This window comes from Brachyspira sp., assembly GCF_050873525.1.
Classification (GTDB): Bacteria; Spirochaetota; Brachyspiria; order Brachyspirales; family Brachyspiraceae; genus Brachyspira.
This window is the reverse complement of the sequence record NZ_JBNMIZ010000176.1, coordinates 1-5,555: the sequence shown is the minus strand read 5'-3', so window position 1 is coordinate 5,555 and position 5,555 is coordinate 1. Positions and strand designations below refer to the sequence as shown.

8 protein-coding genes are annotated in these 5,555 nt (G+C 27.8%); 4 read left to right on the top strand and 4 right to left on the bottom strand.

Annotated features, from left to right (window positions below; translation table 11 throughout):
- Positions 1–137 precede the first annotated feature (137 nt).
- Positions 138–863, top strand: a complete 726-nt coding sequence (locus tag ACR0QS_RS10445; RefSeq protein ID WP_432633387.1) for a hypothetical protein — start codon at positions 138–140, stop codon at positions 861–863.
- A gap of 112 nt (positions 864–975) precedes the next feature.
- Here ACR0QS_RS10445 and ACR0QS_RS10440 read toward each other — a convergent pair whose 3' ends face one another.
- From ACR0QS_RS10440 to ACR0QS_RS10425, 4 genes are all read right to left on the bottom strand, one after another.
- Complete coding sequence (locus ACR0QS_RS10440; protein ID WP_432633386.1) at positions 976–1,389, bottom strand: EamA family transporter; 414 nt, start codon at positions 1,387–1,389, stop codon at positions 976–978.
- Positions 1,390–1,395: 6 nt separating this feature from the next.
- Entirely contained in the window at positions 1,396–1,716 is a 321-nt protein-coding gene (locus ACR0QS_RS10435; RefSeq protein ID WP_432633385.1) for a hypothetical protein, read from the bottom strand.
- A 65-nt stretch (positions 1,717–1,781) separates the two neighbouring features.
- On the bottom strand, positions 1,782–2,018 hold the full coding sequence (locus ACR0QS_RS10430) for a hypothetical protein (protein ID WP_432633384.1): 237 nt from the start codon (positions 2,016–2,018) through the stop codon (positions 1,782–1,784).
- Between the two features lie 73 nt (positions 2,019–2,091).
- Positions 2,092–2,871 (bottom strand): biotin--[acetyl-CoA-carboxylase] ligase, encoded by a 780-nt coding sequence (locus ACR0QS_RS10425; RefSeq protein WP_432633383.1) that lies wholly within the window; start codon positions 2,869–2,871, stop codon positions 2,092–2,094.
- A gap of 138 nt (positions 2,872–3,009) precedes the next feature.
- Between ACR0QS_RS10425 and ACR0QS_RS10420 the strand changes: the two genes are divergently transcribed.
- The 3 genes from ACR0QS_RS10420 (at position 3,010) to ACR0QS_RS10410 (ending at position 5,469) form a co-directional block, all read left to right on the top strand.
- Positions 3,010–3,768: a basic amino acid ABC transporter substrate-binding protein gene (locus ACR0QS_RS10420; RefSeq protein ID WP_432633382.1), complete on the top strand. Its 759-nt coding sequence runs from the start codon at positions 3,010–3,012 to the stop codon at positions 3,766–3,768.
- Between the two features lie 42 nt (positions 3,769–3,810).
- A complete protein-coding gene (locus ACR0QS_RS10415; protein WP_432633381.1) occupies positions 3,811–4,905 on the top strand; it encodes a PP2C family protein-serine/threonine phosphatase in 1,095 nt (364 codons plus the stop codon).
- A gap of 324 nt (positions 4,906–5,229) precedes the next feature.
- Positions 5,230–5,469, top strand: coding sequence for a hypothetical protein (locus ACR0QS_RS10410; RefSeq protein ID WP_432633380.1), 240 nt, complete (start codon positions 5,230–5,232; stop codon positions 5,467–5,469).
- The last annotated feature ends 86 nt before the right edge of the window (positions 5,470–5,555 follow it).

Genomic DNA, 5,555 nt, shown 5'->3' with positions numbered 1-5,555 from the left:
TATTTGTATAATTTGTATTATTTTTTATATGATTTGTATAGAAATATGATATATTCAGTAAATTTTTTTTGAAAATCGGGAACTTTTTTAAGTTTAATTCGTCTAATATATTAAATTTAAAAACAAAGGAGAAAATTATGATAAGAAAAATATTAATCATAATAACTGTATCTATATTAGCTCTTGCTTGCAAAAGCAATACAAGTTCATCGGGAAAACCAACCACAAAAAATATTCCGAGTGTAAATCACGCGGTAAAACAAGGCACTTTAAGTTTGAACGCGAGTAAAACGGCTTTATTTAGTTTAGCCTCGCAAAGTTCGTCCTCTACTTCGGGAGATACGATTACTACAGTTACTCCAGCGCAAGATACTTCAAACAACGATAGTAAAGCTGCAGACCAAAGAGAATATTCCGTATTAACGAGATTGTATAATACGGTTTGGTTTCAAACTGAAGAAGAATATGACCATGGGCAAGTGGAAACCGAATCAACTTTTCTTTTCTTTAATGAAAATTCTGAAATGGAAGAAAGAGAATTGGAAACGGGCGAACCTGCCGAAAGCGATTATTCCACTGTAGAGATAGTTGACGGTATTGAGTTGGTAACGAGCCAAAATAATAACGATACAAGCCGAGATAGAAATGCCTGCATTGTTAAAAATACGGAAATTGGCGATGACGACACTGAATATCAATTATATTATCTTAAAGACGAAAATACTTTATATGTAATAGAATTAACCGAAAGATTTACATCTAAAAACGCGCTTAAAACTAAAGCCGATTCGGTAATTAAAGAGCTTGAAGGAAATAATGCAAGAAAATATAACGAAGATAAATATGCATTATCAACCATATAAACATATAAAATAAAAAAATAATTTTTAAGCTTTCATAGATACAAAATGGTTTAACTAAAAAAGTTAAACCATTTATTTTTGTATGGAAGAGAAAAATATAAAAAATTATGAATTATAAACTAATTATTAAAGTTCCCGCGAATATAAGAACGATTCCTATAATCATTTTTAAACTTATAGTTTCTTTTAAGAATATAAACGCAAGAATAATCGTAAAAACTATCGAGAGTTTATCTATTACGGTAACTTTTGCAACATCTCCGATTTGAAGCGCCTTAAAATAAAATATCCAAGATAAACCCGTAGTGATTCCCGAAACTATTAAAAAAATTAAATTTTTTGAATTAATAGATTTTATATTTTCAAAAGAATTCGTATAAAAAACTATAATCCAAGACATAATCAAAATTATTATAGTTCTTATAGCTGTCGCCAAATTTGAATTAATATCAGATAATCCTAATTTTATAAAAATCGCCGTCAAAGAAGCGAATATTGACGACATTAAAGCGTAGATTAAATACATAAAAAATCAATAATCCAATTTGATTAAATAATCTATTTTATCAACTAATCTTTTAAAAGGTCTTTGAACATTAATCATAGAATGCTCGGTATCGTTTCCGTTTTCGTCAACGACATATATATCGTAATAGATTTCTTTATGGTCGAACTCGTTTTGAACTATTAATCTGATAAATATAAAATTATTGATATTTATTCTGTCCATTTTAGGTTCGTATTCCATATGATTAATTTCCACATTCAATAATTCCTTTCCCAAATTTTCGACTACCACTTTATATATAGTCTCAAGCTCTTTCATTACATAATGAACATTATTGTCAAACATTAAAATTCTCCTTAAAAAATATTAATTAAAATTATTTTATATAATATATTATTTTAGGTTAAATTTCAATTACTATTTTTGAAAATAATCTCTTTTGATATGAATATCGTAAAAAATATTAATATTGCGGCGCTTATTCCCGCACTTATATAAGGAGATAATCCAAATAATAAAGAAATCATTGCGGTTGTCACTATCGCAAGTATTATTATAATAATTTCAAATATTATAAATAAAGCGACTTTTTTTTTGTTTATCTTTTTTTTCTCTTCGGGATTTTTATAAGGGATTGGTTTTCGCATATTTTTTCCTCTTTTCAATTTTTTAATTTTTTTTATTAAGTTTTTTAATTAAATTTTTTTAATCAAATTTTTATCAGTAAAAAGTATCAATATCAAGAGAAGCTCTCGATATCCAAATATCTTCGTTATCGTTTATTTCAACTTTCAAATATCCTTCTTCGGTTATATCTTTGACGAAAGCCTCGATTTCTTTTCCGTCTTTTTTCGCTTTGATTTTCTTTCCAATTATTTCGCTATTTTCTTTAAATAATTCGATTAAATTTTTTTCGCCCAAATAAATTTCTTCAAAATAACAAATAAATTCTTTAAAAAATTCTTTAAGTTCTACTTTTATTCCCGTTTCCAAAAATAAAGAAGTCGCCTTATTTCTTATCTCCAAATCAAAATCATTTTCATTATGATATAAATTGATTCCCGTTCCGATTATGCATGCTTTTTTATCGTTTAAAGTCGTAATTTGAATCAAAGTTCCAGATATTTTTTTATGTCCGATAAGAACATCGTTGGGCCACTTTATATGAGCGCTAATATTATATTTTTCTTTGAGTAATTTAGTTAAAGCTATGCATGGCAAAAAAGTTAAAACATCTTTTTTAAATGGAGAATACAACAAAACACTTAACCATAATCCCAAATCGTTATCGGAGTCCCAAGAATTTCCGTAGCTTCCTTTTCCCGAAGTCTGCTTCAATGCAATATAAACAGTTCCTTCCTCTAAATTATTATTTGAATTTAAATCTTCGAGCATTTTTTTATTTGTGCTTTCTATACTTTCAAACAGTTTTAAGTTTCTGCCGTATATTTTAGTTTTTAAATTTTCTGTCCAATTATTCTGTAATATGTTAACTTGCATGATTTTATTATATATTAAAAATTTATTATATCAATACTACTTAATTATTAATTTAATGAAATATTAAACGCTTGACATTCTTATCGTTTATAATATATTTTTTAATCATTATTAATATTTAAAAAATGGAGAATGAAAATGAAAAAAATAATAGCGATTTTTATGATTATATTTAGTTTAATATTATCTTTATCTTGCAATAATAAAACAAATTCTTCCGAAAGTATGGAAAATACGGAAGATAAAATAATATATGTCGGAATAGACGCCGCTTTTCCGCCCTTCGGTTATTTAGATAACGGAAATATCGCGGGATTCGATTACGATATAATGAACGAAATAGCAAAATTGACGGACATGAAAGTGGAATTTAATCAAATGCAATTTGCGGGACTTTTGCCAGCGCTACAAACAAAAAAGATAGATGTAATTATAGCGGGAATGACGGTAACCGAAGAGAGAAAAGAGTTCGTTAATTTTTCGGAAACTTATTATGTGTCAAGTCAGGTTATTTTAGTTCATAGAGACAATAACGATATCACTAATTTTGATAATCTCGAAGGAAAAAATGTCGGAACGGTTATAGGAACTACGGGCGATGTTGTAATGACGGAAAACGAAAAAGTAAACACTAAAAAATTCGATACGGGAGCGCAGGCGGTTTTATCGTTAAAAGAAAAAAAGATTGACGCGATAGTATTCGATAAAGAGCCATGCAAGAATTTCGCAAAATATAACGAAGAAATTAAACTTATAGACAGCGATTCCGTTCAGGAAGATTATGCGATAGCCGTTAGAAAAGAAGATATTTCTCTGCTTGAAAATATAAATAGAGGAATTTCAATAATTATGACAAACGGAACTTACGAAAATCTTATAGAAAAGAATTTTAAATAAATAATATCCAAAAAAAATGTTTAATTAATTTTAGCGTATTTAATGAAAGCGGAAAAAATTTCGGCGATATTAAAATTTATTTCAATAGTATTTCTTATACTTTTTTTATTGTTAATCGTATTTTCCATAATCAATTTTGAAGACAAAAAAATTTTTATAACTTTGTTTGCATTATTTTTATTGTTTCTTATTCCGTTTTTAGCTTTTTATAAATACACGATTAAGAATTATTCAAATAAAATAATAAAAGACAAAATAAATTATGAGGAAGAAAAATCTTCGGATATTTTAAATCTCAAAACCGTAAACGATTCCATAATGAAAGATTATCAGAAAGCGATTATAGATTTGAAAGAAAAAAACACTTTTATACTCGGCAGATTCGATGTTATATCTTCTTTAAATAAAGTTTATAAAAAAGATATTTCAACGGCAAGAAAACTTCAAGAGACAATGTTAAATAAAAAAACCGTGAATAATCAATTTATATCTTCGGCATGCTTTTATCAGCCTTTTGAAAATATAGGCGGAGATTTTTTCGATTATATTTATATTAATAAAACGAAAATTTTATTTATTATGTCGGATATAAGCGGACATGGAATTGGAGCTGCAATAGTAACTTCGATGCTCAAAACTGTTTTTAGAACTTTATCCACTTCTTTCGATTCGGTAAGTTCTTTATTAAAAAATATTAATAATTATTTAGTCGACACATTGCCCGCGTATTTTTATTTGACTATGATAATCGCCGAAATAGATTTGGCTCAAAAAAAAATTACTTATTCCAACGCTTCGCATACTCCTTTATTGATTCTTAAAGACGGAGAAATTAAGGAATATACGATTGGCGGAACTATAGTCGGACTTTTCCCAAACGCTTTTTACGAAGAGGAAACCGTAGAACTTTCGACTAACGATATATTTTTATTTTTCACGGACGGAATGATCGAAGCTTCGAAATCAAAAAGCAAATACGATATTTACGGCATAGACAGACTTAAAAAAATTATTTCGGAAAATAAAAAATTGAGTGCGAACGATTTGACGCTTTCGATAAAAAACGATTTCTACGAATATCTTTCATACAGAAGTCCCGATGACGATTATTCTATGTTTTTATTTAAGGTTAAATAATAAGACGCCCTTTTTGGAGAGCGCCTTAAACAGTTTAATTAAATGAAGGTTATAAAATATTGTATCGATTTAGGATACAAAGTCGTTCGCAAAAATAATACAATCTCTTTTATTGTTAGCTAATTCTAACATATTGTTTGTATTTTGTCAATACTTAAATCAAATTTTTTTAAAATTTTTTTTTGAAAAGTTAATAATAGCGGATTGCCATGCCTCACGCTGTGTGCCTTTGACATCGTTTGCAATGACATTAAATAACGCAGTCATTACGAGCATTTGTAAAAATGCGAAGTAATCCAGAACAAAAAAAATTATTATTTTGGATTGCCACGCTTTCTTACGAAAGCTCGCAATGACGGTGTTTTTGTAGTCATTACGAGGCATTGGAAATGCCGAAGTAATCCAAAATTAATTAAATTTGATTTTGAAAATTTAACTTTATTAATAGTGGATTGCTCGCCAACGGCGGGCTTTAGACTCGGACTTCGTCCTCGCAATGACAATAAAGATAATGCTTGCAATGACGGAATTATTAAAAATATTTGCAATGACGATAAAAATTAAAGTTTGCAATTAATGAATTTAATAAAAAATTAAGGTTTATAATATCAAAAAATTTTATTTGGAAAAATAAAAAATTCACTTAATTA